Origin of the sequence: Streptosporangium album (genome assembly GCF_014203795.1) — a bacterium.
GTDB classification, from domain to species: domain Bacteria; phylum Actinomycetota; class Actinomycetes; order Streptosporangiales; family Streptosporangiaceae; genus Streptosporangium; species Streptosporangium album.
In genome coordinates this window covers 4,701,955-4,728,673 of the sequence record NZ_JACHJU010000001.1, presented here as the reverse complement: position 1 = coordinate 4,728,673, position 26,719 = coordinate 4,701,955, and the positions used below count along the sequence as shown (strand labels likewise).

The 26,719-nt window shown below is 70.7% G+C and carries 25 protein-coding genes, 1 tRNA gene and 2 riboswitches; of the genes, 13 read left to right on the top strand and 13 right to left on the bottom strand.

All coding sequences use genetic code 11. The features are described from left to right. Window positions 1-98: 98 nt before the first annotated feature. The 5 genes from FHR32_RS22565 (at window position 99) to FHR32_RS22545 (ending at window position 6,076) form a co-directional block, all read left to right on the top strand. Window positions 99-794 (top strand): gamma-glutamyl-gamma-aminobutyrate hydrolase family protein, encoded by a 696-nt coding sequence (locus FHR32_RS22565; protein WP_184756118.1) that lies wholly within the window; start codon window positions 99-101, stop codon window positions 792-794. An 88-nt stretch (window positions 795-882) separates the two neighbouring features. Beyond that, window positions 883-981: riboswitch (glycine riboswitch) on the top strand. Further along, window positions 982-1,076, top strand: a riboswitch (glycine riboswitch). A gap of 33 nt (window positions 1,077-1,109) precedes the next feature. Beyond that, window positions 1,110-2,201 (top strand): glycine cleavage system aminomethyltransferase GcvT, encoded by a 1,092-nt coding sequence (gene gcvT / locus FHR32_RS22560; protein ID WP_184756117.1) that lies wholly within the window; start codon window positions 1,110-1,112, stop codon window positions 2,199-2,201. After that, window positions 2,198-2,587, top strand: a complete 390-nt coding sequence (gcvH, locus tag FHR32_RS22555) for a glycine cleavage system protein GcvH (RefSeq protein ID WP_184756116.1) — start codon at window positions 2,198-2,200, stop codon at window positions 2,585-2,587. Before gcvT ends, gcvH begins: the two co-directional genes overlap by 4 nt. A gap of 79 nt (window positions 2,588-2,666) precedes the next feature. Next, a complete protein-coding gene (locus FHR32_RS22550; RefSeq protein WP_184756115.1) occupies window positions 2,667-4,043 on the top strand; it encodes an L-serine ammonia-lyase in 1,377 nt (458 codons plus the stop codon). 209 nt (window positions 4,044-4,252) lie between these two features. Next, a complete protein-coding gene (locus tag FHR32_RS22545) occupies window positions 4,253-6,076 on the top strand; it encodes a hypothetical protein (protein ID WP_184756114.1) in 1,824 nt (607 codons plus the stop codon). A gap of 185 nt (window positions 6,077-6,261) precedes the next feature. Here the strand turns inward: FHR32_RS22545 and FHR32_RS22540 are convergent, their stop codons facing one another. Next, complete coding sequence (locus FHR32_RS22540) at window positions 6,262-6,876, bottom strand: DUF6286 domain-containing protein (protein WP_184756113.1); 615 nt, start codon at window positions 6,874-6,876, stop codon at window positions 6,262-6,264. 151 nt (window positions 6,877-7,027) lie between these two features. On the opposite strand from FHR32_RS22540, the gene FHR32_RS22535 reads away from it, so the two are divergent. Continuing rightward, window positions 7,028-8,221: an amino acid deaminase/aldolase gene (locus FHR32_RS22535; protein WP_184756112.1), complete on the top strand. Its 1,194-nt coding sequence runs from the start codon at window positions 7,028-7,030 to the stop codon at window positions 8,219-8,221. A 22-nt stretch (window positions 8,222-8,243) separates the two neighbouring features. Here FHR32_RS22535 and FHR32_RS22530 read toward each other — a convergent pair whose 3' ends face one another. Then, window positions 8,244-8,582 carry a DUF3618 domain-containing protein gene (locus tag FHR32_RS22530; protein ID WP_184756111.1) on the bottom strand — a complete coding sequence of 113 codons (339 nt, stop codon included), beginning with the start codon at window positions 8,580-8,582 and terminating at the stop codon, window positions 8,244-8,246. A 111-nt stretch (window positions 8,583-8,693) separates the two neighbouring features. On the opposite strand from FHR32_RS22530, the gene bcp reads away from it, so the two are divergent. Continuing rightward, window positions 8,694-9,158, top strand: coding sequence for a thioredoxin-dependent thiol peroxidase (gene bcp / locus FHR32_RS22525; RefSeq protein WP_184756110.1), 465 nt, complete (start codon window positions 8,694-8,696; stop codon window positions 9,156-9,158). A 53-nt stretch (window positions 9,159-9,211) separates the two neighbouring features. Continuing rightward, window positions 9,212-9,285 (top strand) — tRNA-Leu (locus FHR32_RS22520). Window positions 9,286-9,470: 185 nt separating this feature from the next. Here the strand turns inward: FHR32_RS22520 and FHR32_RS22515 are convergent. Next, window positions 9,471-9,905 carry a hypothetical protein gene (locus FHR32_RS22515; protein WP_184756109.1) on the bottom strand — a complete coding sequence of 145 codons (435 nt, stop codon included), beginning with the start codon at window positions 9,903-9,905 and terminating at the stop codon, window positions 9,471-9,473. A gap of 261 nt (window positions 9,906-10,166) precedes the next feature. On the opposite strand from FHR32_RS22515, the gene FHR32_RS22510 reads away from it, so the two are divergent. The 4 genes from FHR32_RS22510 (at window position 10,167) to FHR32_RS22495 (ending at window position 15,872) form a co-directional block, all read left to right on the top strand. Next, window positions 10,167-11,369 carry a sensor histidine kinase gene (locus tag FHR32_RS22510; protein WP_425584195.1) on the top strand — a complete coding sequence of 401 codons (1,203 nt, stop codon included), beginning with the start codon at window positions 10,167-10,169 and terminating at the stop codon, window positions 11,367-11,369. Window positions 11,370-11,529: 160 nt separating this feature from the next. Next, the gene (locus tag FHR32_RS22505) at window positions 11,530-12,195 is read left to right on the top strand and encodes a response regulator (RefSeq protein WP_184756107.1); all 666 of its coding nucleotides are present in this window, start codon (window positions 11,530-11,532) and stop codon (window positions 12,193-12,195) included. A gap of 391 nt (window positions 12,196-12,586) precedes the next feature. After that, window positions 12,587-13,357: an ABC transporter ATP-binding protein gene (locus tag FHR32_RS22500; RefSeq protein WP_184756106.1), complete on the top strand. Its 771-nt coding sequence runs from the start codon at window positions 12,587-12,589 to the stop codon at window positions 13,355-13,357. Between the two features lies 1 nt (window position 13,358). Next, the gene (locus FHR32_RS22495; protein ID WP_184756105.1) at window positions 13,359-15,872 is read left to right on the top strand and encodes an ABC transporter permease; all 2,514 of its coding nucleotides are present in this window, start codon (window positions 13,359-13,361) and stop codon (window positions 15,870-15,872) included. 198 nt (window positions 15,873-16,070) lie between these two features. Here FHR32_RS22495 and FHR32_RS22490 read toward each other — a convergent pair whose 3' ends face one another. The 9 genes from FHR32_RS22490 to FHR32_RS22450 all read right to left on the bottom strand — a co-directional run bounded on the left by FHR32_RS22490 (window position 16,071) and on the right by FHR32_RS22450 (window position 23,563). Continuing rightward, on the bottom strand, window positions 16,071-16,340 hold the full coding sequence (locus FHR32_RS22490) for an SUKH-4 family immunity protein (protein ID WP_184756104.1): 270 nt from the start codon (window positions 16,338-16,340) through the stop codon (window positions 16,071-16,073). After that, window positions 16,337-17,083, bottom strand: coding sequence for a toxin glutamine deamidase domain-containing protein (locus FHR32_RS22485; RefSeq protein ID WP_184756103.1), 747 nt, complete (start codon window positions 17,081-17,083; stop codon window positions 16,337-16,339). Before FHR32_RS22485 ends, FHR32_RS22490 begins: the two co-directional genes overlap by 4 nt. A 302-nt stretch (window positions 17,084-17,385) precedes the next feature. Then, window positions 17,386-19,053 (bottom strand): molybdopterin-dependent oxidoreductase, encoded by a 1,668-nt coding sequence (locus FHR32_RS22480; protein WP_184756102.1) that lies wholly within the window; start codon window positions 19,051-19,053, stop codon window positions 17,386-17,388. A 35-nt stretch (window positions 19,054-19,088) separates the two neighbouring features. Next, window positions 19,089-19,595 carry a hypothetical protein gene (locus FHR32_RS22475; RefSeq protein WP_184756101.1) on the bottom strand — a complete coding sequence of 169 codons (507 nt, stop codon included), beginning with the start codon at window positions 19,593-19,595 and terminating at the stop codon, window positions 19,089-19,091. Between the two features lie 121 nt (window positions 19,596-19,716). Continuing rightward, the gene (locus tag FHR32_RS22470) at window positions 19,717-20,349 is read right to left on the bottom strand and encodes an XTP/dITP diphosphatase (RefSeq protein ID WP_184756100.1); all 633 of its coding nucleotides are present in this window, start codon (window positions 20,347-20,349) and stop codon (window positions 19,717-19,719) included. Continuing rightward, complete coding sequence (gene rph, locus FHR32_RS22465; RefSeq protein WP_184756099.1) at window positions 20,346-21,062, bottom strand: ribonuclease PH; 717 nt, start codon at window positions 21,060-21,062, stop codon at window positions 20,346-20,348. Before rph ends, FHR32_RS22470 begins: the two co-directional genes overlap by 4 nt. Window positions 21,063-21,067: 5 nt before the next feature. Further along, window positions 21,068-21,820: an MBL fold metallo-hydrolase gene (locus FHR32_RS22460; protein WP_184756098.1), complete on the bottom strand. Its 753-nt coding sequence runs from the start codon at window positions 21,818-21,820 to the stop codon at window positions 21,068-21,070. A gap of 61 nt (window positions 21,821-21,881) precedes the next feature. Continuing rightward, complete coding sequence (gene murI, locus FHR32_RS22455) at window positions 21,882-22,703, bottom strand: glutamate racemase (RefSeq protein WP_184756097.1); 822 nt, start codon at window positions 22,701-22,703, stop codon at window positions 21,882-21,884. A gap of 68 nt (window positions 22,704-22,771) precedes the next feature. Beyond that, entirely contained in the window at window positions 22,772-23,563 is a 792-nt protein-coding gene (locus FHR32_RS22450; RefSeq protein ID WP_184756096.1) for a thioesterase family protein, read from the bottom strand. Window positions 23,564-23,834: 271 nt separating this feature from the next. On the opposite strand from FHR32_RS22450, the gene FHR32_RS22445 reads away from it, so the two are divergent. Beyond that, window positions 23,835-25,616, top strand: coding sequence for a DUF3352 domain-containing protein (locus tag FHR32_RS22445; protein WP_184756095.1), 1,782 nt, complete (start codon window positions 23,835-23,837; stop codon window positions 25,614-25,616). A gap of 104 nt (window positions 25,617-25,720) precedes the next feature. On the opposite strand, the gene FHR32_RS22440 is transcribed toward FHR32_RS22445, so the two are convergent. Next, window positions 25,721-26,668: a PLP-dependent cysteine synthase family protein gene (locus tag FHR32_RS22440; protein WP_184756094.1), complete on the bottom strand. Its 948-nt coding sequence runs from the start codon at window positions 26,666-26,668 to the stop codon at window positions 25,721-25,723. Between the last annotated feature and the right edge of the window lie 51 nt (window positions 26,669-26,719).

Genomic DNA, 26,719 nt, shown 5'->3' with positions numbered 1-26,719 from the left:
CGATGGACGGCTTTGCCGGTGCCATACCCGCCCCCGTCGATAATGGGCCGGGACGTGGGCAGGCACTCCACGTCCCGGACCCCTGCGAGAAAGAGACCATGTCCCGCCCCGTCATCGGCATCACCTGCTACGTCGAGCCCGCGAAGTTCACCGTCTGGGAGATGACCACCGCGCTCCTGCCGTACACCTACGTGGACCACGTGGTCCGCGCAGGCGGGCAGCCGGTGATCCTGCCCCCGGCGGGCGACCCGGCCGCGCTGGCCGGACGGCTGGACGGGCTGATCCTGGCCGGCGGCGGAGACGTCGATCCGGCCCGGTACGGCGCGGCCCCGCACGAGCGGACCAGCCACGTCCGGACGTTCCGCGACGACGCCGAGACCGGGCTGGCGCGGGCGGTCCTGGAGCGGAGCATCCCGTTCCTCGGCGTCTGCCGGGGGTTGCAGGTCCTCAACGTCGCCCTCGGCGGCAGCCTGCGCCAGCACCTGCCCGACGTGGTCGGCCACGGCGGGCACGCCCCGGCCCCCGGGCGGTTCGGCCGCATGCCGGTACGGCCGGTCCCCGGCAGCCGGCTCGCCAAGATCCTCGGTTTCGAGAGCGTGGACGTGGCCCACTACCACCACCAGGCCGCCGACCGGCTGGGCGCGGGCCTGACCGCGACCGCCCACGCCGAGGACGGCACGGTCGAGGCCGTGGAGCTGGAGGACCACCCGTTCGCCGTCGCGGTCCAGTGGCACCCCGAGGCCGACGACGAGTCCCTGCTGTTCGAGGAGCTCGTACGGCAGGCCCGCTCCTGACCTGTGCGGTCGCCTCCGGCGGAGAGAACACGCCGCCATGGGATTTCGCTCGGCCGGTGCGGACGGTTAGGCTGGCCACGACACCGATGAATCCCGTGCGGGAGAGCGTCCTGACATCCAGACCAGGACCCCTGAAGGAGCAAGCCCTCCCCGCGAACCTCTCAAGGCAAAGGACCGTGCGGGTAGGTGCTCTCTGGAAAGCAGGCCCGGCGGCCTCGCCGAAGGTGAAAGTCCGGTAAAAACCGGGCGAAGCTCTCAGGCATCGATGACAGAGGGGGAGGATGCTCTCATCTGTCCCCTGCTTGAGGTGCGAACATGTCCCGACCTACGCCGCTGCGCGACGTCCACGAGGCCCTCGGTGCGACGCTGACCGACTTCGCGGGCTGGCTGATGCCGCTCCGCTACGGCAGCGAGTCCACCGAGCACAACGCGGTCCGCCAGGCGGCGGGCCTGTTCGACCTGTCCCACATGGGCGAGATCTTCGTGACCGGCCCCCAGGCCGGCGAGGCCCTGGACTACGCCCTGGTCGGCTACATCTCCGCCCTGGAGCCGGGCCGCGCCCGCTACACCATGATCGTCGATCCGGCGGGCGGCGTGCTGGACGACCTGATCGTCTACCGCCTGGCCGACGACGAGTTCATGGTCGTCGCCAACGCCTCCAACTACCCCCGGGTCGCCGCCGAGCTCGCCGAGCGCGCCACGGCCTTCGACGCCGTGGTGGAGGACCGCTCCGAGCAGTACGCGCTGATCGCGGTCCAGGGCCCGCGCTCCCGCGCCATCCTGGGCGAGCTGACCGACGCCGACCTCGGCGGGCTCAAGTACTACGCCGGCCTGCCCGCCACCGTCGCCGGCCGCGACGCCCTCGTCGCCCGCACCGGATACACCGGCGAGGACGGCTTCGAGCTGTTCATCGCGGCCGGCGACGCCGAGCCGCTCTGGGCCGCGCTCACCGAGGCCGGCGAGCCGTACGGGCTGCGGCCGGCCGGGCTGTCCGCGCGCGACACCCTCCGTCTGGAGGCGGGCATGCCGCTGTACGGAAACGAGCTGTCGGCCGACCTCACTCCGTTCGACGCGGGGCTCGGCCGTGTGGTGAGGTTTGACAAGCCGGGTGACTTCGTCGGCCGGGCCGCCCTGGAACCGCTCAAGGACGTCCCGCCGGCCCGCCGCCTGGTCGGACTGGTCACGACCGGCCGCAGGGTGCCCCGGCACGGATACCCGGTGGTCGTCGCCGGCGACGGCGCCGTCGCCGGCGTGGTCACCAGCGGAGCGCCGTCGGCGTCACTGGGCAAGCCCATCGCCATGGCCTACGTGGACAGCGGCCTGTCCGACGGTCTGGCGGTGGACATCCGGGGTAATCACGAACCGGTCGACATCGTTGAACTGCCTTTCTACAGGAGGAAAAAGTGAGCAGCATTCCCGAGGACCTGCAGTACACCAAGGAGCACGAGTGGGTCGCGGGCGTCGACGACGGCCTGACCCTCACCGTGGGCATCACCGCCTACGCCGCCGACGCACTGGGTGACGTGGTCTACGTCCAGGTCCCCGAGGTCGGTTCGGCGGTCGGCGCCGGCGACGCGGTCGGCGAGGTCGAGTCGACCAAGTCGGTGAGCGACCTCTTCGCCCCGGTGGGCGGCGAGGTGGTCGAGGTCAACCAGGCGGTCGTGGACGACCCGTCCCTGGTCAACAGCGACTCCTACGGCGAGGGCTGGCTGTTCCGCATCCGCCTCGAGGGCGACGCCGACGACCTGCTGTCCGCCGAGGAGTACACGGCACTCACCTCAGGCGAGTCCTGAGAATTCTTCTCTCGTGCCGTGATCATGCGCGCCACCGGGCGCGCATGATCACGGCGATGTGAAAGCAGGGACCAGATCAATGGCGATCAGTGTCTTCGATCTCTTCAAGATCGGAATCGGCCCGTCCAGTTCGCACACCGGCGGACCGATGGCCGCCGCGCACAAGTTCGCCCGGGGGCTCGACCAGGACGGGCTCCTGGAGAAGACCACCCGGGTCGAGGTGATCCTGTACGGCTCACTCGGGCTGACCGGCAAGGGCCACGGCAGCGACAAGGCCGTCCTCCTCGGCCTGTCCGGCGAGAAGCCCGAACTCGTCGACGTCGACACCGTCGACGGCCGGGTGGCCGCCATGCGCGCCTCCGGGACGATCTCCCTGTACGGCTCCCGCGAGATCCCCTTCGTGGTCGGCGAACACCTCGTCTTCGAACGCAAGATCTCGCTGCCGCACCACCCCAACGGCATGCGTTTCACGGCCTTCTCCGAGACGGGCGAACCGATCCGGGAGAAGGTCTACTACTCGGTGGGCGGCGGCTTCGTCGTGGACGAGAACGCCACCGGCGCCGACCGGATCAAGCCCGACGACACCATCCTTCCCCACCCCTTCACGACGGCCGCCGAACTGCTCGCCCAGTGCGCGGAGACCGGCCTGTCGATCTCCGGGCTGATGCTGGAGAACGAGAAGGCCTTCGGCCGCTCGGAGCGGGAGATCCGCGACCAGCTGCTGAACCTGTGGCACGTCATGAGCGAGTGCGTCCGGCGCGGCACCGCCAAGGAGGGCGTGCTGCCCGGCGGGCTGAAGGTCAGACGCCGTGCCCACCAGCTCCACCGGCGGCTGCAGAGTGAGTCCCCGGAGAAGGACCCGCTGCAGACCATGGACTGGGTCACGCTGTACGCCCTCGCGGTGAACGAGGAGAACGCCGCCGGCGGCCGGATCGTCACCGCCCCCACCAACGGCGCCGCCGGCATCATCCCGGCCGTACTGACCTACTACGACCGCTTCACCCCCCAGTCCGACGACGAGGGCGTGGTCCGCTTCCTGCTCACCGCCGGGGCGATCGGCGTGCTGTTCAAGGAGAACGCCTCCATCTCCGGCGCCGAGGTCGGCTGCCAGGGCGAGGTCGGCTCGGCCTGCTCGATGGCCGCCGCCGGGCTCACCGAGGTGCTGGGCGGCACTCCGGAACAGGTGGAGAACGCCGCCGAGATCGGCATCGAGCACAACCTGGGCCTGACCTGCGACCCGATCGGCGGCCTGGTGCAGATCCCGTGCATCGAACGGAACGCGGTGGGCGCGATCAAGGCCATCACCGCCGCCCGCATCGCGCTCCGCGGCGACGGCCGGCACTTCGTCGCCCTGGACAAAGCGATCAAGACGATGCGCGACACCGGCAGGGACATGCTCGACAAGTACAAGGAGACGAGCCGAGGCGGCCTGGCCGTCAACGTCATCGAGTGCTGAGCGGGGTCACGGAGGTAGGCGGCACCCGCGGGGCGGCGGACCGCCGCATGGCCGCGGTGCCCGGAGGTCACGCCGAGGAGCCCGGACTGCGGGCCGGCCACCTTGCGGACAAACACGTCAATTGGCGTTAGCTTCACCATTTCGTACAGGACCGCCCGGCCCCGCGCCTATGCTGGGTGGCCTTGTCGCGGAGACACGGGAGGTTTGCGGTGCCAGCGGGAGCACACCCGGCGGACTCGCTGGGAGAACGCCCCGCGAACCGCTCATTCCACTTCCTCCGCGCCCACTGGCTCTTCCTGGCCGCCCTGCTGGCCGGAGGCGGCCTACGCGCCCTGGCCGTGCTCGGTTACCGGCCCGCCCTGTGGTTCTGGGCCGACTCCTTCGTCTACCTCGGCGGAGGCCTCGACCCGCGCCCCATGGAGTCACGCCCCTCGGGCTACTCGCTGTTCCTGTGGGCGCTGCAGCCGCTGTCGAGCATCCAGGCCGTGGCCGTCGTCCAGCACCTGCTCGGCCTGGCCGTGGCCGCCTGCGTCTACCTCCTGCTGCGCCGCCTGGGCGGCCTGCCGGGCTGGGGCGCGACACTCGCCGCGTTGCCGGCGCTGCTGGACGTCCACCAGATCCAGCTCGAACACCTCGTCATGGCCGACCTCCTGATGGAGTCCCTGGCGATCCTGGCGGTCACGCTGCTGCTGTGGCGCCGCCGGCCGCCGGTCTGGACCGCCCTCCTGGCCGGATCCCTGCTGGCCGCGGCGACCGCCACCCGGACGATCGGGCTGCCGCTGATCGCCGTGGTCCTGGTCTGCCTGCTGATCGGCCGTGCCGGCTGGAAAGCGGTCACCGCCACCGCGCTGGCCGCCGCGATCGGCCTGGGCGCCTACGCCGTCTGGTTCGAATCCGAGCACGGCACCTACGGGCTGACCCGGGGCAACGCCTTCCTGTGGGCCCGCACGGTGACCTTCGCCGACTGCGCGACGATCAGACCCGCCGGGCCGGAGGCCGCGCTCTGTCCCACCGACCCGGTGAGCGAGCGCAAAGCCCCGCCGGTCTACATCTGGGACGGCGACTCGCCGCTCAACAAGATCAAAGGCAGTTGGGCCGAACGCGACAGGCTCGCCGGCGACTTCGCCATGCAGGCCATCAAGGCCCAGCCCCTGGACTTCCTGCGGGCCGGCCTGACCGACGTGGCCCACATCTTCGACTGGACCCGCAGGGTCTACCCCACCCCCGGCCCGCAGAGCGCCTACGTCTTCCCCGCAGAGGCCAAGCCCTTCCCCAAGGGGACCGCGTCGCGGGGGAAGACCGCCGAGGAGCTGACGGCGGCCTACCAGGGAGCCTCCGGCGCGCCTTCCCTCGTCGAGCCGTACGCCGGCTGGCTACGCTCCTACCAGGCGTACGGCTCCCTGCGCGGCCCGTTCATCGCCGTGATCCTGCTGATCGGCCTCGTCGGCGTCCTGGCCCGCTGGCGGCGGCTCGGCGGCACCGTACTGATGCCGTGGGCCGCCGGAACCATGCTGCTGGTCCTGCCGCCCTTCATCGCGGCCTTCGACCACCGCTACGTGGTGCCCGCCCTGCCGCTGCTCTGCCTGGCCGCGGGACTGGCCTTCGGCAGGCGGACACAGACCGCCCCGGCCGGCGGACGGACAGACGACCCACCGGACACGCAGGCGGACGACCGGCCGTGGCCGGAACCGCCGGACGTACGGGCAGCCGGCCCGTGGCGGTCAGCGCCGCCGGACGTGCAGGCGCACCACCGCGCCGAGCCCGTCGTCCCCGACCGTCCTGCGGACCTTGCCGACGGCGTCCTTGTTCAGCCGCGCCACGAGTTTGGCAACGTCCGTCTCTGGCCCGCAGCTCACCCCGATCCGCAGCCGGTCACCCCCGACCGACCTGACGTGGATGCGCCTGAGGTCTTCGACTTCTTTAATCGCAACCCCCAGCATCGCCGTACCGCTCCCGGTCCTGCTGCCCCACCGCCCCCACCCCAGGGCGCCCATCAGCCACCGGATCGCCAGCAGCGTCAGCGCCATCAGTAGCAGCGCGGCCAGCCAGCCCATCCAGGGATGCTCCACCAGATGGCCGGGGAGCCCCCTGTCCAGGATCCGGTCCTCACGTGACTGGTGGATCTTGCCGTGCCCCCGCAGGAAGCCATAGAGCCCCGCCCCGGCCAGCACCGCTCCGGTGACGGCCAGACCGATCCGGTTGCCCAGATACGCCTTCATCAGATCCCCCGCCTGCGCAGCCGTACCACGACCTCGCCCCCGCACAGCGCGCCCAGACTCGCCATCCGGTCGCCCACCGCCGCGCCGACCTGACGCAGCAGGACACCGGTCCGGTCCGTGTCGCTGACCACCGTGATCTCGACGTTCCGCCACCCCAGGCGCACCCGCGCCCTGTCCACCTCGTCGACCGACCGGGCAGCCGCCCGCAGCGTACGGCGGAGCCCGGACCTGGTCATGCCCATCACCAGCCGTGGATCGGCGGACTCCAGCGGCACGAGCCGGGTCCTCCCCGGCAGCGCCGCGAGCGCGAGCATCACGACCCCGGCCACCGTCGCGGCCAGCGCCACGGCGAGCGGGCCGGAGTCGGACCATTTCGCCGTACCGGCCCAGGCGGCGAGCTGCCGGTACGGCATCCGCCCGAACGACGAACCCGTCACCAGGCCCACCGTCGCCCCGGTCGCGGCAGACAGCGCCAGGGACGCCGTCAGGGCGACCACCACACCGGCCGGGGTCCTGCCCGGCCTCAGCAACCGCAGCGACCGGCGGCGGATCGCGTGCAGGTTCTCGCCCGTCGTGCCGCCCGCGCTCGTCAGGATGTCCTGGAGAGTGCTCATCACCCGCCCAGGTCTACGCGGCGCGAGCACCCCACGTGAGGCCCGACCTGCCACTTGCACGATCTTGGGGCCGTCCTGGCGGGAGAATTTACCGCCCGGCCATCAACATGAACCAAACTCACATTCGGTCCGGCGGAGTTATCCTGCCGTCATGGATGACCGCCGGCGCTACGACAGGGCCACCGCACACCTCGATCCCCCCTTCGCCGTGCTCGACCTGGCGGCCCTGCGCGCGAACGCCTCCGCCATGGCCCGCCGGGCCGGCGGCAAACCGATCAGGGTCGCCAGCAAGTCGATCCGCTCCCGCCCCGTCCTGGAACGCATCCTCGCCATGGACGGCTTCACCGGCATCATGGCCTTCACCCTGCCCGAGGCGCTCTGGCTCGTCTCCACCGGACTACGGGACGTGCTCGTCGCCTACCCCACCGCGGACCGCGCGGCACTGGCCGCCCTGGCCGCCGACACCCGCGCCGCCCAGGAGATCACGGTGATGGTGGATCGGACCGACCACCTGGACTTCATCGAATCGGCCGTCTCCGACGTCCGCGACCGCCACGAGATCCGGATATGTCTCGACATCGACGCCGGATTCATCGCCCTCGGTGGCAGATTTCGAGCAGGAGCCCGCCGCTCCCCCATCCGCGAAACCGACCAGGCCACCGATCTCGCCGCCGACGTCGCCAAACGCCCCGGCTTCCGCCTCGTCGGCCTCATGTCCTACGAAGCCCAGATCGCCGGAGTCGGCGACAACCCCCCGGGCAACCCCGCCCTCACCCAGGCCATCCGCTGGATGCAGACCCGGTCACAGCGCGAACTCATCACGCGCAGGGGCCGCATCGTCCGAGCCGTCGCCCAGATCACCGATCTGGAATTCGTCAACGGCGGTGGCACCGGAAGCATCGAGAAGACCACCCGCGAAAAAGCCATCACCGAAATAGCCGCCGGATCAGGCTTCTTCCACCCCCGCCTCTTCGACTTCTACCGTGACTTCACCGGCCGCCCCGCCGCCCTCTTCGCCCTCCCCGTCGTCCGCCGCCCCGCCCCCGGCATCGTCACCGTCCTCGGCGGCGGCTACCACGCCTCCGGCGCCCCCGGCCCCGACCGCCTCCCCCAGCCCTACCTGCCCTGCGGGCTCCGTTACGCCCCCGACGAAGGCGCCGGCGAGGTCCAGACCCCCCTCCTCGGCCAGGCAGCCGAAGACCTCCGCATCGGCGACCGCGTCTGGTTCCGGCACGCCAAGGCCGGCGAGCTCTGCGAGCGCTTCGACCGCCTCCACCTCATCGACGGCGACGAGATCACCGACGAGGCCCCCACCTACCGCGGCGAGGGCCAGACCTTCCTCTGAACATCGGCACCGGCGGACCGGATCACCGGCTCCGGCGCCGCCAGAGCATGATCACCGCACTGACCGCCAGCACCGCCCCCAGGCCGATCAGGATCGGTGCCAGATCCTGCCGCTCCTCCGCCCACAGATCATCGGGCTCATCCCCCACCATCACCGGACGCGGCGTAACCCCCACCGCGTCCCTCACCCGGTCTCCCACCGAGAGCAGGAACTGCTTCGCGTTGGACTCCGCCCTCGCGACGGTCCGCCTCGCGACGTTCTTCGGGCTCACCCGATCGGCGATGGCGTCAACCGTCTGGGCCAACTCCGCGCGGGTCCGCTCGATCCGCCGCTCCAACTCCGCGGGATCGGTATCCGCCATGACTCTCCCCTCATCGCCCTTGACATTGATCAGTCTGTCAGGTCCGGCCTTCCCCCGACACTTCCGGCAGGCCGGTAAGTTGGCCCGGGAACAATTCCGCAGAGGAGCAAGATGAAACTCGAGCCAGGCGACGCCGCCCCGGACGTCACGCTTCCCGCCGCCGACGGCACCACCGTGTCCCTGGACACCTACCGCGGCAAGCGCGTCATCCTCTACTTCTACCCCGCCGCGATGACCCCCGGCTGCACCAAGCAGGCCTGCGACTTCCGCGACAGCCTCGCCTCCCTGACCTCCGCCGGCTTCGTCGTCCTCGGCGTGTCGAAGGACACCCCCGCCAAACTCGCCAAGTTCGTCGAACGCGACGCCCTGACCTTTCCCCTCCTGTCGGATCCCGACCTGGAGGTCCACAAGGCCTACGGCGTCTACGGCGAGAAGACGATGTACGGGAAGACCTCGCTCGGCGTCATCCGCTCCACCTTCGTCATCGGCCCCGACGGCAAAATCGAAAGGGCCCTCTACAACGTGAAGGCCACCGGCCACGTAGCCCGCCTCCGCCGCGAACTCGGCCTCGATTAATGCGGTACGGCTGGCGCCTCCATCTGAACTAGGATGGCGCCAGCCAAGTGGACGGGGCCGTAGTCCAACGGCAGGAGACGCATGACTTAGGATCATGACAGTGCGGGTTCGAATCCCGCCGGCCCCACAGACAAGGACCAGTGGCCACCCCGGCACCGGCGGCCATCGAATCCAAAGCCCACCTCGAATAAGCGCGCGGTCGCCACAGCGCTCATCGGCAACAGGATTCGCAGGATCCCCATCCATGCGTTCCCCCGGTTGAATCGGACTCTCCGCACGCATCCCATGCTCCGCCGGAAGGCTCCTCGTGTCTCAGCCGGTTTGGCGGAGCAAGAGGGTGACAGAGCCGAGGGTGTCGCGGTAGCCGTTGAGCCACATGTCACGGTGGTCACGGGCGGCGGCGAGGGCGGCGTCTCCGTCGGGGCCGGGGTGGTCGAGGGCCCAGTTGGTGAGGGTGCCGGTCCAGGACCATTCGTATTCGTCCCACTCGCCACGTTCGCTGGTGTGGGCGTAGACGGTGGCGTATCCGGTGCTCTCGGCGCGGGCCACGGTACCCGGAAGATCGGCGTAGTCGTCGAGCCGGGCGTCGAGTCCGGTCAGCACCTCCGGTGTGGGGGGTGTCTCCCAGAAACACTCTCCGACCAGTGCGAGTCCCCCGGGGCGGAGGTGCCGGCGTACGGCGTGCAGGGTGGTGGTGAGGTCGCCGTAGGCGCGGGGGTCTTCGCCGGTCCGCGGATGGCACCGCACCGGTCCGGGGGTCAGCCGGCGGAGGGTGCCCAGCCGTCCGGGTCGCGCGGTGCATCCTCTTCACCGCGCGACCCGGCGTGGTTGTGATCCGCCATCACAAACATTCTCCCTTTGCTCACCCCGGAGGGCGCTCCCAGAAACCATGATGCCCAAGGGAGGGTAAAGAGGGTGTAAGCAGCGGGTGGTGTGCGACCTGGGTCGTAGATGAGGCTCCCCCTTGAGGGGGAAGGGCGATGATCTGCGGATACGTATCGTGGTGGTGTGTTCGGTAGTTTGCGCGCCCGGAGTCGGCGCCATCCCGGTGTTGTGGACACCCTGTGGCTGGCGCCGTTCGTGCTGGCCTGCCTGAGCACGGTGGTCATGCTTGGCATGGATCAGAGCTTGTATCAGGGCGGGTTCACTCTCCGGGGTTACCTGGCGCTGGGCGTGGTGCTGGTGGTTCCGTTGTTCTGGCGGCGTAGCCGGCCGTTGACGGTGTTCGCGGTCGTGTCGGCGGTGAGCTTCTGCCAGTGGCTGTCGGGGGTGGAGACGACGCCGTTCAATGCGGCGGTGATCATCGCGATGTATGCGGTGGCGTCGCTGCGTTCGGTGCCCTGGGCGGTCGCGGCGGGTCTGGTGACGGAGCTGGGGCTGGCGCTCTCGTTCGGTCAGATCACCAGGGATCCGGATCTTGGGAGTTTCGCGAGTGCTTCGGTGTTCGTCGTGGCGGTGTGGATCGCGGGGATCTATGCCAACACCCGGCGCCGTTACCTGGAGGGGTTGGAGGAGCGGGCGGAGCGGGCGGAGCGGGAGCGGGATCAGCAGGCGCGGTTGGCGGCGGCGGCGGAGCGGGCTCGGATCGCCCGTGAGTTGCATGACGTGGTGGCGCACAACGTGAGTGTGATGATCGTTCAGGCTGACGGGGCGGGTTACGCGATCGACGGCGCTCCGGAGGAGGCGCGCAGGGCGATGCAGGCGATCTCCGCGACGGGCCGGCAGGCGTTGGCGGAGATGCGCAGGATGGTCGGGGTGTTGCGGACGGAGGCCGAGGGGGAGACGGTGGACGGGTACGCCCCGCAGCCGGGTCTGGCGCAGTTGGATGAGCTGGTGGCGCAGGTGCGCTCGTCGGGGTTGCCGGTTGATTTCCGGGTGGCGGGGGTTGCGCAGGGTCTTCCGGAGGGTGAGCAGCTGACGGTGTATCGGATCGTTCAGGAGGCGCTGACGAATACGCTCAAGCATGGCGGTCCGGGTGCCAGGGCTGTGGTGGAGATGGAGTACGGCGTGCGTGAGCTGCTTCTGCGGGTGACCGACGATGGCCGGGGGGCGGCGGCGGCGGAGCGTCCGGGTGGGCATGGTCTGGTGGGGATGCGGGAGCGTGTCGCGTTGTTCGGGGGGAGTGTGGAGGCCAGGCCGCAGCCGGGTGGCGGGTTCCGGGTGGTCGCGCGGTTGCCGGTGGGCGAGACCGGGCGGAGCCGGGCCGCATGAGGGGGGTCTGGCGTGGTGTGCCTGGTCGCCGTGTGGGGGTCGGGCCGTCTGCGGGCAGGGGTCGCCATGCGGTGGATGGCCTGTCCGGGGGGCGTGCGGGGAGCGGGTCGTCGACGGGCTGGGGCCGTCGGCGTCACGGGTGGGGGACGGTGAGCGGCTGATGATCCGGGTCATGCTGGTGGATGACCAGGTGTTGCTGCGGACGGGGTTCCGCATGGTGCTCGGCGCGCAGCCGGACATCGAGGTCGTGGCGGAGGCGGGTGACGGGGCTGCGGCGGTCGAGGCGGTGCGGGGGGTCGAGGTCGACGTCGTGTTGATGGACGTGCGGATGCCGGTGATGGACGGGGTGGAGGCGACCCGGCTGATCTGCGCGGCGGGTGACAGACCGCGGGTGCTGATCCTGACGACGTTCGATCTGGATGACTACGCGTTCGCGGCGTTGAAGGCGGGGGCTTCGGGGTTCCTGTTGAAGGATGTGCCGCCGTCGGATCTGCTCAGTGCGATCCGTTCGGTGCACAGCGGGGATGCGGTGGTGGCGCCGAGCACGACGCGGCGGCTGCTGGAGCGTTTTGCCGTGCATCTGCCGTCTGCGGAGGCGGTGGAGCCGGCGGCGTTGGGTGGGTTGACGGCGCGGGAGCGGGAGGTGCTGGTGCTGGTGGCGCGGGGCCTGTCGAACATGGAGATCGCCGGTCGGCTGGATCTGGCGGAGGCGACGGTCAAGACGCATCTGGGCCGGGTGCTGGCGAAGCTGGGCCTGCGGGATCGGGCCCAGGTGGTGGTGTATGCCTACGAGTCGGGACTTGTGACCCCTTACTCGGCGGGTTAGTACTCCAGCCGTAGATTGTGATCTTGTCGGTGGGGGCGCCTGAAAGGTGTCTCTTCCGTCATCGCCGGGGATCCTCTTGCCGAACGGACCCGTGCGGCATAGTCGCCTGGGCTGATCTCGGTGGCCTTTTCCTCGAGCTCCGCCGGACCATCCACCGCCGCACCAAGGACATCCGCGTACGAGCAGCAAAGATCACGAACTACAGCTGGAGTATTGGCCGGGGTCCGCCTCGGCCGAATGGCCGAGGCGGGGCTACGCCGGAGGTGGCGGCGGCCCCTCCGGGAGAGCCCTCCGGTTGAGGCCAGGTCCGTCCTGCAGGCCGATGGCCTGCGGTTTCTCCGGTAATAGCGTTTACCTCGTCATGGTGTGGATTTTGCCGAGGAGAGCTGACGTGACTGTTACCGGAGGGGTCGGCGTGCGGAGCGCGCGGGAGAGCGGGACGGCCGCCGTAGTGGCCAGGGGGCTGACGAAGGTGTACGGCAGGGGGGATGCGGCCGTGCATGCTCTCCGGGGGGTGGATGTCTCCTTCGCGACGGGTGCCTTCACCGCGATCATGGGGCCCTCCGGGTCCGGCAAGTCCACGCTGATGCACTGTCTGGCCGGGCTGGACACGGTCAGCGGCGGGCAGGTGCACATCGGTGACGTGGAGCTGACCGGGCTGGGCGACAAGCAGCTCACCCTGCTGCGCCGGGAGCGGATCGGGTTCATCTTCCAGGCGTTCAACCTGCTGCCGACGTTGACGGCTGAGCAGAACATCCGGTTGCCGCTGGAGATCGCCGGGCGGCAGGCGGACACCGATCTGTTCGACCGGGTGGTGGAGACCGTGGGCCTGGGTGACCGGCTCGGCCACCGGCCGACCGAGCTGTCGGGTGGTCAGCAGCAGCGGGTCGCGGTGGCGCGTGCTCTGATCAGTAAGCCGCAGGTCATCTTCGCCGACGAGCCGACCGGCAACCTGGACTCGCGTAGCGGGGCCGAGGTGCTGTCGTTCCTGCGGACGTCGGTGCATGAGCTGGGTCAGACGATCGTGATGGTCACGCATGATCCGGTGGCGGCCTCTTACGCCGACCGGGTGGTCTTCCTGCGTGACGGGTCGCTGGTCAGTGAGCTGGTGGGGCCGACGCCGCAGAGTGTGCTGGACACGCTGATGAAGCTGGAGGCCTGAGGTGCTGAGGACGACCCTGGCCGGGCTGCGGGCGCACAAGCTGCGTCTGCTGCTCACCTCGCTGGCGATCGCGCTGGGGGTGGGGTTCATCACGGGCACGTTCGTGCTGACCGACACCATCGACGCGGGTTTCACACAGAAGTTCTCGGCGGCGGCCGACAGGATCGACGCCGCCGTGTTGCCGGGGCCGGGTGAGGGGTCGGCCAAGACACCGTCCATCTCCGGCGAGGTGCTGGAGAGGGTCCGCGCCGTCGCGGGTGTCGCCGACGCGCAGGGACTCGTGCAGGGCACGTCCGCGCTGATCGGCAAGGACGGCAAGGCCGCCGGTGACTATCCCACGGCCGGTGTCTCCATCGCGGAGGGGTCGCTGAACCGCACGCTGATCACCAGTGGTGCGGCTCCGAGGTCGGCGACGGAGGCGGTGCTGGATGAGAACACCGCGAGGACGCGTGGGTTCGCGGTGGGTGACGGCATCGGGGTGCTGGACTTTAAGAATGTCCGGCATGAGTTCACGCTGGTGGGCCTGTTCGATGTGGGGCTGAACCAGGAGCTCGGCTACACCGGCGCGGTGGGTTTCACCGCCGGCACGGCCAGGGCGATGACCGGGGAGAAGGGGTTCCGGGAGATCGACGTCGCGGCGGCCGAGGGGGTGACGCAGGAGAGGGTGCGTGGCGCGGTCGCCGCCGCCGTGGGGTCGGACTACCGGGTCATGACCGGTGAGCGGTTCGCCGAGGTCACGGCCGAGCAGAACGGCGCCGACACCACGATGATCAAGCTTGGTCTGCTGTTGTTCGGCCTGGTGGCGATGTTCGTGGCCGCGCTGGTCATCTACAACACCTTCAACATCCTCATCGCTCAGCGGACCCGGGAGATGGCGCTGTTGCGCTGCATCGGTGCGACGCGGGGGCAGGTGTTCGGCTCCGTCGTGCTGGAGTCGGCCGTCGTCGGTCTGGTCTCGTCGGTGCTGGGTCTGCTGCTGGGATACGGCCTGGGCGCGGGGGCGCTGGCCGTGCTGACGTCGGTCGGGGCGCCGTTGCCCTCGGCGACGGCTTCGCTGGCGCCGCGCACGGTGGTTCTCGGCCTGGTCATCGGCCTCGTCGTCACGGTGGGGGCGGCTCTGTTGCCGGCGCGGTCGGCGACGAGGGTGGCGCCGATCGCGGCGCTGCGCACCCAGGTGGAGGAGCGTACGTTCCGGGCCGGCCTGGTCCGGGTGGTCGTGGCGGCGCTGTTCCTGGTTGCGGGTGTGGGCGCGACGGTGACCGCGCTGACCATGAAGAGCGGCGAGTCGGCTCTCATGGTGGTGGTCGCCGGTGGGGCGCTGGTCTTCCTGGCGGTGCTGACCTTCGGCCCGGTGATCGTCAAGCCGCTCGGCGCCTTCGTGGGATGGCTGCCCGCCAGGCTCTTCGGGGTGCCCGGCAGGCTCGCGGTGGACAACTCGGGACGCAATCCGAAGCGGTCGGCCACCACCACTGTCGCGCTGACGGTGGGCGTGACGCTGATGACGTTGATCGCCGTCCTCACCGGCACCATGCGGGTGACCTACAGCCAGAAGCTCGACGAGCAGTTCCCTGTCGACTACATGGTGCAGGCCCAGGACCGTGACTCCGGTCTGCCCCGGGCGCTGGCCGAGGAGCTGAGGACCAGGCCGGAGCTGACCTCGGTCGTCGCGTTCCGCGAGACCGCCGCCAAGGGCGACAGGGGCGATGAGTACGAGGTCGGGACGTTCACTGCGGCTTCGGGCTTCAGTCCGGAGCTCGACACGGGCTCGATCGACCTTCTACGGCCCGGGACGGCGGTCGTCGCCGACTACGTCGTCAAGCAGCGTGGGCTCAAGGTCGGTGACCGGTTGCCGGTGCGGACGGCCAGGGCGGGCACCGTGGATCTCACGGTCGTGTCCACCTTCAACTCGCAGAACGTGAGCCTGGCCGGCATCACCGTGCCGGAGCAGGATTTCGAGCGTTATTTCGGCACGGTCGACGACAGCCGGGTGATGATCAACGCCAGGGACGGCGTCAGTCCGGAGCAGGCGCGCAAGGTGGTCGAGGCGGCGGCGCAGCCGTATCCGACGGCGAAGGTCGCCAGTTCGACGGATGTCCGGGGCGAGTTCGACGAGGCGCTGGACATGATGCTGATGATCATTACTGGTCTGCTGGGGCTGGCGGTGCTCATCTCGTTGCTGGGTATCGCCAACACGCTGTCGCTGTCGGTCCACGAACGGACCCGTGAGTCGGCGTTGCTGCGGGCGCTCGGCCTGACGCGGCCTCAGTTGCGGCGGATGCTCTCGGTGGAGGCGTTGATCCTGGGACTCATCGGGGCGTTGGTCGGTGTGGTGCTCGGTGTCACGTTCGGCTGGGCCGCGGCGCGGGCGATGATGGCGGACGCCGTCTTCCAGCTTCCGGTCCTGCAGATCCTGGCGTTCATGGCGCTGTCGGGCCTGGCGGGGGTGCTGGCGGCCGTGCTGCCGGCGCGCAGGGCGGCGCGTGCCTCCATCGTGGGATCGCTCGCCGCGGGCTGATCGGGGCATTCGCCGGTGGCCGGGGCGCCTTCTGCCGGGGGCGGCGCCCCGGTCTGCTCTGCTTCCGTGGGCCCGCCGCCGGTTGGTGACCGGCCCGTCGGCCGCACCCCTATGATTAAGATCATCTTGCGCGGGCGGCATCGTCCGCGATGGGTGGCCCCACCGCCTTCGACAGCCTCGCCTCCGGGAAAGGCGGAGCTATCGGGGGCGGTGTCCCGGCCACTGTTCGGCCACGGTCTCGGGGTTGAGCAGGGGGCGGATGACGACCTCTCCGGTGGCCGTGTCGATCACCACGCAGCCGCCGCCGATGGTGTCGGGCAGCGCGGCGGGGTCGTCGGGCTCGGGCTCCTTCGGCCAGGCCACATAGCCTTCCTTGAAGGCATATATCCGAATCTCGGCTGCGGAGCCAGGGCTACGGGCACCGTTGAAGTACTCCTCGGCGACGGCCCTGGCCTGGTCGGGGTTCACAGCCGCCGCCCCTCCCCGTCGATCACCACGCAGAAGACGCCGGTCACCGATCCGTAGGGCGGGCCGACGGCCATGTGCCCTCGCTGCGCGTCGATCCAGATCACCTCGCCACCGGAGTTGACGGCGTTCCAGGCGTGGCTGCCCCCGCCGGGCCAGCGGTTGATGATGATCGCGGCGGCGCCGTGTCCCCCGGCCAGGAGCGCGTGGCCGATCGGGACGTAGGCATGACGTCCCTGTCCCACGTACTGGAAGCGCTGGTTGAGCCACCGTTCGGCTCTGGCCACTCCCCCCGCCTCACCGGTGAGCAGCGGCTTGCCGACCCGGTCGTACTCCGGCCGCCGGGGCGCAGCCACCATGGGCGCGCCGTACCAGGTGGAGAGCACCGCCAGCGCGCAGTCCACCGCGTTGGTCGCCCGGAACGGGTCCTCCGCGGCGCCGGCTCCGTTGATCAACCTGATCCACATGCCCCGCGGGTCGGGGAAGCGCCGGGGCGTCCCCTGCTCCGTCACCGGTACGGCGCGCACGATGTCGTCCTGGGTCTGCGGGTCGGGCCTGGCCAGCCCCCCGGCCACGCCGTACGGCCGGCACCGCTCCAGCCAGGGCGGCCCCCACGGCGCCCGGCCGGCCTCTCGCGGCGCCGCCGCGACGGGCTCCGGAGTCTCCAGTTCGAAGTCGCGCCACCGCTGCCCGTCCGCGGTCACGATGGGGTTGTAGCCCTCCGCGGGCAGAACCACCTGAGTCACCCGGCCCCCTCGCCCGTCCGCCCCGTGTCCGCCCGAGGCTAGAACGGGTACGCGCGGCGTGTGAGCGAGTTGACCGAATCAAGGGCCGGCGTCGCCTCGGGTTTCGGCGAGATGCGCGAGGACGGTGTCCACGATGCGCAGCGCGGTCTGACGGCCCGGCGCGGGACCTTCCCGAGCGCCGGTCGACGCCGGGAGGCGGGTTGCCGGGCGTTTCGGGCCCGGTGGCGCGGGATCGGCGGGCCACCCGGCCGGGCGGCCTCGTCGCCCGGTGTCCCGCGCCACCGGGCGACGATCGAGGAGGCTCAGGCGACCTGGACGCTGACGCTGTGCCAGCCGGTGGCTCCGTCGGGGATCACCCCGACGCGGTCGGCGGTCTGGGTGTAGCCGGTGGCGTCGGTGGCCCGCACCTCGATGGTGTGGTCGCCCGGGGTGGCGTCCCAGTCGTCGATCACCCACTGGCGCCAGGTGTCGGCGGTCGGCGCCTCGGCCAGGCGCGCCTGACGCCACTGCCCGCGGTCGACCCGCACCTCGACGGCGTCCACTCCCTTGTGCTGCGCCCAGGCGACACCCGCGATCACGGTACGGCCCGGCGCGAGGCGGGCGCCGTCCCTCGGCAGGTCGATGCGCGACTCCGTCTTGATCGGCCCCTTCGGCGACCACCCCCTGGACGTCCAGTAGGCCTCGTCCTCGTCGAACCGGGTGACCTTGATCTCCGTCACCCACTTGGTGGCCGAGACGTAGCCGTAGAGGCCGGGGACGACCTGGCGGACCGGGAAGCCGTGGTCGACGGGGAGTGCCTCGCCGTTCATGCCGAAGGCCAGCAGCGCGTCGCGGCCGTCGAGGACGACGTCGACCGGAGTGCCGGAGGTCCAGCCGTCGGCGGAGGTGCTGAGCAGCATGTCGGCCCCCTTCCGCACTCCCGCGTCCCGCAGGACGGCGGCCAGGCTGGTGCCCAGCCAGCGGGCGTTGCCGATGTAGGGGCCACCGACCTCGTTGGAGACGCAGCACAGCGTGATGTCGGCCTCCTGCAGGGGACGTTTCATCAGGTCGGCGAAGGTCAGCTCGACGGGCCTGTCGACCATGCCGCTGATCTTCAGGGTCCAGCTCCGCGGGTCGACCTGCGGCACCACCAGGGCGGTGTCCACCCGGTAGAAGTCGTGGTTGGGCGTGACGAACGGCGACAGTCCCCTGATCCTCAGGTCGACTCCGGCGGGGAGCGGCGTGGCCGGGGTGGAGGGGCGGGGCAGCCGCAGGTCGACCCGGGCCGCGGCCACCTGCGCGCGGCCCGACAGCGTCCGCCCGATCACTCCCGTCACTCCGGCCAGGACGATGCCTCCGGCCGTCCCGATCAGCAGCCCTCGCCGGTCGAGCGAGAAGAGGCCGTCGCCCGCCCGCATGACCGGCGGGACCGGCGCGCCGCGCCGGTCCCGCTCCTCGGCGTCGGCGTCGGCGTCGGCGTCGGCGTCGGCGTCGGTGGAGTGGTCACGTGAGCCGTCCGGCAGGTCCGCCCCGGGGGAGCCGCTCACGGGGACGAGGGCGCGCCTGACGAGGTGACGCAGGGCGAGCATGGCGGCGGCGACGCCGGCCACGGTGGGGACGACGTCCACGGCACCCGCACCGGGGCGGGTCAGTACGGCCGCGATGCCGACGAGGCCGAAGGCGGCCAGGCCGGCCAGGCCGTACCGGAGGTCACGGACGGCCAGGAGTCCGATGGCGGCGGCTATCGCGGCGAGCACGAGAAAGATGCCCGCCAGCAGGACGGTCTTGTCGTTCTCCCCGAAGGTGCGGATCGCGAAATCCTTCAGCGCGGCCGGGGTGAGGTCGACGGCGGCGTTGCCGACCGCGACGACCGGGAAGGCCGAGGCCTTCACCAGGCCCGCTGCCAGCAGGGACACCCCGACCGCCACCGCGCCGGACACCAGGCCGATCAGCGTCGCCGCCCACACGGGCGCGCGCCTGTTACTCTCCATCCTCCGACGCTACGCCAGTCGCCGGACACAGGATCTTACGCACCGATTACAGGTCGCCCCATCCCGCTCCGGACACGCCGGAAGCCGGTCTTCTCCAGGGCATACCGAGGTACGACGAGGCGGCACTCCTCGCGGCGCTCGCGGAGCTTGAGTGCCCGGAGAGCGGGGAAGGTTCCCGGCCCCCTCCCCGTACCGGGCCGCTTCGCGGACCCCGCCACCCTCGCCGCGGCCGACCCAGCCGAGCTGGAGAACCTGATGACGGACGCGGACTGGACGTCCTTCGCTCCCGCACGCGACCTTCCCCCGTTGCGGGCCCGGCTGACCGCGCTCGAACGCGACCACGGCGTTACCCCGGCGCACCGGCTCGCCACGGACAGGATCCGCATGCGGGGCACGATGCTGAGCCGCCCGTACGGGCACCGTTCGAAGATCACCGCGTTGGCGCTCAGCCCTTCCGGCAACCATCTGGCCACCGGCGACTGGGGTGAAGGCGACAGCGGCACCGCGCAGGTCTGGGAGGTCTCGACCGGGCGGTGCGTCAACGTGGGGCACTGCGGCGGGCCGTCAGAGAGACGGCCGGATGAGTTTCCGTCGACGGAAGCCACTACCCACGTCGACTCGCCGCCGCATTCAGCACATAGATCACAAAGTCCCACTGGAGTACTAGAAGATCACTTCGGCGAGGATGGGGGCCAGCGCACGGAAGGCACGGCCTCGATGGCTGATGGCGTCCTTCTCCTGCGCCGACAGCTCGGCGGTGGTCCGGCTCTCCCCTTCGGGCACGAAGATCGGGTCGTAGCCGAAGCCGTTGGTCCCGCGCGGCGCGTCGATGATGAGGCCGCGCATCGCGCCTTCGGCGACCCGCTCCTCCCCCGATGGCAGGGCCAGCGCGGCGGCGCACGCGAAATGGGCGCCCCGGTGTTCTCGGGGCACGTCGGACACCTGCCCGAGCAGGAGCTCCAGGTTCGCCGTGTCGTCGCCGTGCCTGCCGGACCAGCGGGCCGAGAAGATGCCCGGCATGCCGTTCAGCACGTCGACGCACAGTCCCGAGTCGTCGGCGATCGCGGGCAGGCCGGATCCCCTGGCGACGGCGTGCGCCTTGAGCAGGGCGTTCTCGGCGAAGGTCAGGCCGGTCTCGGCGATGTCGTCGATCTGGGGAAACTCCTCCAGGCCGACGATCTCCACCGGCACCGAGGCGTCGGCCAGGATCCGGCGGAGCTCGGCGATCTTTCCGGTGTTGCGGGTGGCGAGGACCACCCGGTTCGGGCCCGTGCCCCCGGCTCGCTCCGCGCTCACGCCAGCGTCTCCCGCTGCAGTCGGGTGAGCTCGGCGCACCCGGCCACCCCCAGGTCGAGCAGCTCGTCGAGGGCGCCCCGGTTGAACGGCTTGCCCTCGGCCGTGCCCTGGACCTCGACGAACTCGCCGGCCCCGGTCATCACCACGTTCATGTCCGTCTCGGCGGCGACGTCCTCGGTGTAGCAGAGGTCCAGCAGGGGGGTGGAGCCGACGACGCCGACCGAAACGGCCGCGACCGAGTCGATCAGGGGGTCGGCCTTGCACATCTTCCGCTCGCGCATCCACGTCACCGCGTCGGCCAGCGCGACGTAGGCGCCGGTGATGGCGGCCGTGCGGGTGCCGCCGTCGGCCTGGAGCACGTCGCAGTCGATGACGATCGAGTTTTCCCCGAGGGTCTTGTAGTCGACGCAGGCCCGCAGGGACCGGCCGATCAGGCGGGAGATCTCGTGGGTCCGGCCGCCGATCTTGCCGCGCACCGACTCGCGGTCGTTACGGGTGTTGGTGGCGCGGGGCAGCATGGCGTATTCGGCGGTGACCCAGCCCTGGCCGCTCCCCCGGCGCCAGCGGGGCACGCTGTCCTGCACGGAGGCGGCGCAGAGCACCTTGGTGCCGCCGAACTCGACGAGCACCGAGCCCTCGGCGTGCGCGAGCCAGCCGCGGGTGATCGTGACGGGGCGGAGCTGATCGGGAGAACGTCCATCTGCACGGGCCATGAACCTCACCCTAGGTCATATAGGGCCCCACTCCGTGCGAGTTCGGTCCGTCCGCCGAAGCCTCCCAGGGAGGCTTCCTGGAGAATCCGCTCCTGGTCGTACCAGGGCACGAGGTGGGTCAGCACCAGGGTGTCCACGTCCGCCCTGGCCGCGTGCTCGGCGGCCTGACGGCCGGTCAGGTGCAGGCCGGCGGGCAGGCCGGGCCGCTCCAGGAAGGACGCCTCGCACAGGAGCACGTCCGCCCCCGAGGCGAGCTTGACCAGCTCGGCCGACTCGCCGGTGTCGCCGGAGTAGGCGACCGAGCGCCCGCCGTGGGAGACCCGGAACCCGTAGGTCTCGACCGGGTGGTTCACCGGCGCGGCCGTCACCGTGAAGGGGCCCACCTCGAAGACGCCCGGCGTCAGCCGTACGAAGTCGAAGGCCGTCTCCAGGCCCGGCTCGTCGGGCATGCCGTAGGCGGCGGCCAGGCGGCGGGGGGCGCCGGCGGGGGCGTACACCGGCACCCGGGGAAGCGGGCCGTGCGGGGAGTAGGTGCGCACCACGTGGTAGGGGCACATGTCGAGACAGTGGTCGGCGTGCAGATGGGACAGGCAGATCGCGTCCACGTCGTAGAGACCGATGTGTCGCTGGAGCGCCCCCAGGGCGCCGTTGCCGAAGTCCAGCAGCATGCGGAACCCCTCGGCCTCCAGCAGGTAGCAGGAGGAGGGGCTGTCCGGGCCGGGGAAGCTCCCAGAGCACCCGATGATCGTCAATTTCACGGCGGCCTCCCTTTTCACTCTGCCTTGTCACGTCACGGCTTGATGCCGGTGGCCGCGGTCCTCACGGGTGGTGCCCGTTCCCGGAGACGTCCCCCACCGGCGCGAGTTCGACGGCCTGGATCTCCGGCCCCAGGAAGCGCTGTCCGAGCCGTTCGAACAGGACGGTGTCGCCGGTGGCGCCGAACCGGTGACGGGGAGCGCCGTCCTCCGCCGCCAGGCCCCGGTCGTGCAGGATGCGGTAGACGTCCTTGGCCGTCTCGTCGGCGCTGGAGACCAGCGTGACGCCGTCTCCCGCGACGTAGGAGATGGGTGCGGTGAGCAGCGGATAGTGCGTGCATCCAAGGATCAGGGTGTCGCACCCGTCCGCCAGCACCGGCCGCAGGTAGTCGCGGATGACCTCGATGAGCTCCTCGCTCATCGTCTCCCCGCGCTCCACGAACTCCACCAGCCGGGGTGCCGCCACCCCGGTCAGCAGGACGTCGGGGGCGGCGGCGAACGCGTCGTGGTAGGCCATCGACTCGATCGTGGCCCTGGTCCCTATCACCCCGACCCGGCCGTTGCGGGTGGCGCGCACCGCCCGGCGCGTCGCCGGCTGGATCACCTCGACGACGGGCACGTCATAGCGCTCGCGCGCGTCCCTCAGCACCGCCGCGCTGGCACTGTTGCACGCGATCACCAGAATCTTGACGTCGTGCTCGACGAGGTGGTCCATCACCTCCAGCGCGTAGGCGCGGACCTGCGCGATGGACTTGGGACCGTACGGCTGCCGCGCCGTGTCGGCCACATAGAAGATCGATTCACTGGGCAGCTGATCGATGATCGCCCTGGCCACCGTGAGGCCGCCCACACCGCTGTCAAAGATTCCGATACTCGCTTGCGACACGGTTCCCAAGATTAGGCGACCCGGGACGGACACTCACGGTAAGAATCCTCACAACGCTGATTTATGGCTCAGCCTCGCCCCACCCGGGCGAGTTGGCGGGACTGGGCCACCAGGCGTCCGGCCGCGTCCCAGACCTCGACCTCCTCGTCGAACCAGCCGTCGCTGATCATCCGGCCGCTGCCGAGCAGGGTGAGCCAGCCGGGGGCCGGCAGGGCGCGCAGGTGCCAGGTGAGGTCCACGGTCGGCGCCCAGCCCCGGGCACCGGCGGAGAAGACCACCGGGGGGAGGGCGTCCACGGCCAGGGCCAGCACGTAGGGGTCGGGATCCTGCGGTTCGGCCATCCGGAAGTAGGCGCGGGCCTCGGGGCGGCCGGTGGGGTTGCCGTCGAGCCAGCCGACGGTGGGCGGGTCGAACGCCATCTCCATCTGCGCGTTGAGCGTCATGTTCGACTCCGGCCTGGGCTCGGGCAGCCTGACGCACTGCTCGATGGGCGGCATGACCGCCGAGGGGCCGTCCGTCCAGTCGGGGACGGCCTCGCCCAGGGTCGCCGTCGTGACGAGGGTCTCGATGAAGGATGTGTCGTCCTGGACCAGGGTCGCGCGGGTCATCGCGGCGGTGCGGCCGGCCTTGATCTGCTCCAGCCGCACCCGGGCGGGGCCGGGCCGGGGCGCGCGCAGGAACTGGGCACTGGTGGTCACCGGATGCCCGTGCGGGGAGGCGTCCACGACGGCACGCAGGAGCACCGCCATCAGATAGCCGCCGTTGAGCGGCCCGCCGATCGAGTAGCCGGGGTCCAGGCACACGTCATAGGTGGTCTCGTCCACCCTGATGGCCTGCGTCGCCTCGTCGAACTTCGTCATCCACACTCCCGAACCTTGTTCTAGAGCGCTTACCTTACCCAGTCCTCGCGGGCCGCGCCTCCCCGGCCCGCGACACCCGCCGCCACCAGAAAACTCCGTGGCGCCCGCGGGAGATCTCGGGCGACAGGCGGGCCGGACGACCAGCCGGAACGCCGGAACGGCGGCGATCCCTCCTTGGACAGAACAATCGACCAGTTAGTTCAATGCAAGCCGCCCGCTAGCGAAGTGCACTAAATTCTCTTTATTCCATAAATCCACATTGTGAGTGAGCATGCCTGCCAACTATCCCCCCGGCCAGTCGCCTCCACCGGACCAGGAGCCCGACCGAACGATCGCCTACCGGCCGCAGAACGGTCCGTCACACCCCCAGGGCCATCCTCAGCAGGGCGGTTACCCGCAGCAACCGCCCGGGGGATACCAGCAGCAGCCCTACGGCCAGCAGGGCCAGCCCGGCCAGCCGCAGCAGGGATACCAGCAGCAGCAGCCCTACGGCCAGCAGCCCGCCTATGGTCAGCAGCCCGCCTACGGCCAGCAGTCCTACGGCCAGCAGCCCGGCTGGCAGCAGCAGGGCCCGGACTTCCTGGGCTCGGGACAGCCGCCGGCCCCGCCCACCCGCAAGGGCGGCAAGGGCTGGCTGATCGCGGTGATCGCCGCCGTGGTCGTCGCCCTCGTGGGCGGCGGCGGCGCCTACGCGGTCAGCCTGCTCAGCGGCGGCGGCACCCAGCCCCACGACGTGCTGCCCGGCAGCGCCATCGGATACGTACGCCTCGATCTCGACCCGGCCGCCAACCAGAAGCTGGCCCTGTTCGGCATCGCCCGGAAGTTCACGGCCACCAAGGACTCCTTCAGAGGCGAAGATCCGCGTACGGCCCTGTTCGACCTGCTGAACAAGAACGCCGACACCAAGATCAACTATGCCACCGACGTCGAGCCCTGGCTCGGCAGCCGTATCGGCGTGGCCGTGCTCCCACCCGCCAAGGGCAGCGAGGAGCCCGGGTTCGTCGGGGCCATCCAGGTGACCGACGCGGACAAGGCGAAGGCCGGCATCGCCAAGATCGCGGACGGCGACAAGTACGGCATCGCCTTCCGCGAGGACTACGCGCTGATCGCCGCGACCCAGGCGGAGGTCGACCAGGCCGCCCAGGCGGCGCCGCTGGCCGACCTCCCCACCTTCTCGGACGACCTGAGCGCCCTCGGCGAGACCGGCGTGCTCTCCTTCTGGATGGACGCGGGCAGAGTCGCCCAGCTCGCCCCCCAGATGGCCGCACAGGATCCCGCCGCCCTCGCGCAGATCAAGAACGTCCGGGTGGCCGGTGCGCTCCGCTTCGACGAGGGCTACGTCGAATTGGCCGGCATCAGCCGCGGCGCAAAGGCTCTGGAGGGCATGGGCGAGCCCGAGGCCACCGGGATCGGCAAGCTCCCGGCCTCCACCGTGGGCGCGGTCTCGTTCTCCGGCCTCGGTGACGTGGTCGGCAAGCAGTGGGCCCAGATCCTGAAGTCGGCCGACCAGGCCGCCGGCGGCGGCCTGCAGCAGTTCGCCGACCAGGCCCAGCAGCAGGCCGGGCTGGCGCTCCCCGCCGACCTGGTGACGCTGCTCGGCAAGAACCTCACCCTGGCGGTGGACGGAACCGGCCTCGACAGCGGCCAGCCCAAGATCGGCGCCCGTATCGTCACCGATCCCGCCAAGGCGCAGGAGGTCGTCGGCAAGATCGAGAAGCTCCTCGCCGGAGACGGCACCGGCACCGGCATTCCGCCGATCGCCAAGGTGCCCGGTGACGGCACCCTCGTGCTGGCCAGCTCCCAGGAGTACGCCGCCGCGCTCGCCAAGGACGACGGCGGCCTGGCCGACGACGAGAGCTTCCAGCTCGCGATCCCCGACGCCGGCAACGTGACCGCCGCCGCCTACGTCGACCTCAACAAGATCGAGAAGCTCTACCTGCAGAACGTGCGGGGCGAGGCCAGGACCAACCTCCAGCAGCTGCGTGCCGTCGGCATCAGCGGCACGCAGTCGGGCGGCGACGCCTCGTTCTCCCTGCGGGTCCTGTTCGACTGAACCCTGTCCCGCCGGGTGGGGACGCTTGACGGGCAGGAAAGAAAAGGGGGGCGGGCGTCCCGGTGGGACGCCCGCCCCCCTTTTCGTGGGGAGGATCCGAGGCCTCAGGCCCAGAGCTGGCCTTCCAGACGCTCCTCGGCCTCGTCCAGGGTGCCGTCATAGGCACCGGTGGAGAGGTATTTCCAGCCGCCGTCGGCCACCACGAACACGATGTCGGCCCGCTCCCCCGCCTTGACCGCCTTGGCCGCCATCCCGAGCGCGCCGTGCAGGGCGGCCCCGGTGGAGACCCCCGCGAAGATGCCCTCGGTGGCCAGCAGCTCCCTTGTGCGCCGGAGCGCGTCGGCGGAGGAGACGGAGAACCGGGTGGTCAGGACCTCCGGGTCGTAGAGCTCGGGGATGAAGCCCTCGTCCACGTTGCGCAGGCCGTACACCAGCTCGCCGTAACGGGGCTCCGCGGCCACGATCTTCACGTCGGGGACGTGCTCGCGCAGGAACCGGCCGACGCCCATCAGGGTGCCGGTCGTCCCGAGGCCCGCCACGAAATGGGTGACGGTCGGCAGGTCCGCGAGGATCTCCGGACCCGTCGTCTCGTAGTGGGAGAGCCAGTTGGCGGGATTGCCGTACTGGTAGAGCATCACCCAGTCAGGATGCTGCTCGGCCAGGCCCTTGGCGACCCGGACGGCCTCGTTGGAACCGCCGGCCGCCGGAGAGGAGATGATCTCCGCTCCCCACATCCGCAGGAGCTGGCGGCGCTCCTCGGAGGTGTTCTCCGGCATGACGCAGATCAGCTTGTAGCCCTTGAGGCGCGCGGACATCGCCAGCGAGATGCCCGTGTTGCCACTCGTGGGTTCGAGGATCGTGCAGCCGGGCCGGAGCAGGCCGTCCTTCTCCGCCTGCTCGATCATCCACAGCGCCGGCCGGTCCTTGATGGAGCCGGTCGGGTTGCGGTCCTCAAGCTTGGCCCAGACCCGCACGTCCGCCGACGGGGACAGCCGGGGCAGGCCGACCAGCGGCGTGCGGCCCACCGAGTCGATCAGTGATTCAAAACGCATGATGTACGGCTTCCGCCTCGTCGTGCCGGACAAGGGACATCGGCGTGCGCC

Coding starts and splice junctions, on each gene's coding strand:
- gcvT (WP_184756117.1), top strand. CDS start 1,110: ATGTCCCGACCTACGCCGCTGCGCGACGTCCACGAGGCCCTCGGTGCG.
- FHR32_RS22535 (WP_184756112.1), top strand. CDS start 7,028: ATGGATGACCGCCGGCGCTACGACAGGGCCACCGCACACCTCGATCCC.
- FHR32_RS22550 (WP_184756115.1), top strand. CDS start 2,667: ATGGCGATCAGTGTCTTCGATCTCTTCAAGATCGGAATCGGCCCGTCC.
- FHR32_RS22530 (WP_184756111.1), bottom strand. CDS start 8,582: ATGGCGGATACCGATCCCGCGGAGTTGGAGCGGCGGATCGAGCGGACC.
- FHR32_RS22445 (WP_184756095.1), top strand. CDS start 23,835: ATGCCTGCCAACTATCCCCCCGGCCAGTCGCCTCCACCGGACCAGGAG.
- FHR32_RS22440 (WP_184756094.1), bottom strand. CDS start 26,668: ATGCGTTTTGAATCACTGATCGACTCGGTGGGCCGCACGCCGCTGGTC.
- FHR32_RS22540 (WP_184756113.1), bottom strand. CDS start 6,876: ATGAGCACTCTCCAGGACATCCTGACGAGCGCGGGCGGCACGACGGGC.
- bcp (WP_184756110.1), top strand. CDS start 8,694: ATGAAACTCGAGCCAGGCGACGCCGCCCCGGACGTCACGCTTCCCGCC.
- rph (WP_184756099.1), bottom strand. CDS start 21,062: ATGGCCCGTGCAGATGGACGTTCTCCCGATCAGCTCCGCCCCGTCACG.
- FHR32_RS22565 (WP_184756118.1), top strand. CDS start 99: ATGTCCCGCCCCGTCATCGGCATCACCTGCTACGTCGAGCCCGCGAAG.
- FHR32_RS22450 (WP_184756096.1), bottom strand. CDS start 23,563: ATGACGAAGTTCGACGAGGCGACGCAGGCCATCAGGGTGGACGAGACC.
- FHR32_RS22505 (WP_184756107.1), top strand. CDS start 11,530: ATGATCCGGGTCATGCTGGTGGATGACCAGGTGTTGCTGCGGACGGGG.
- FHR32_RS22480 (WP_184756102.1), bottom strand. CDS start 19,053: ATGGAGAGTAACAGGCGCGCGCCCGTGTGGGCGGCGACGCTGATCGGC.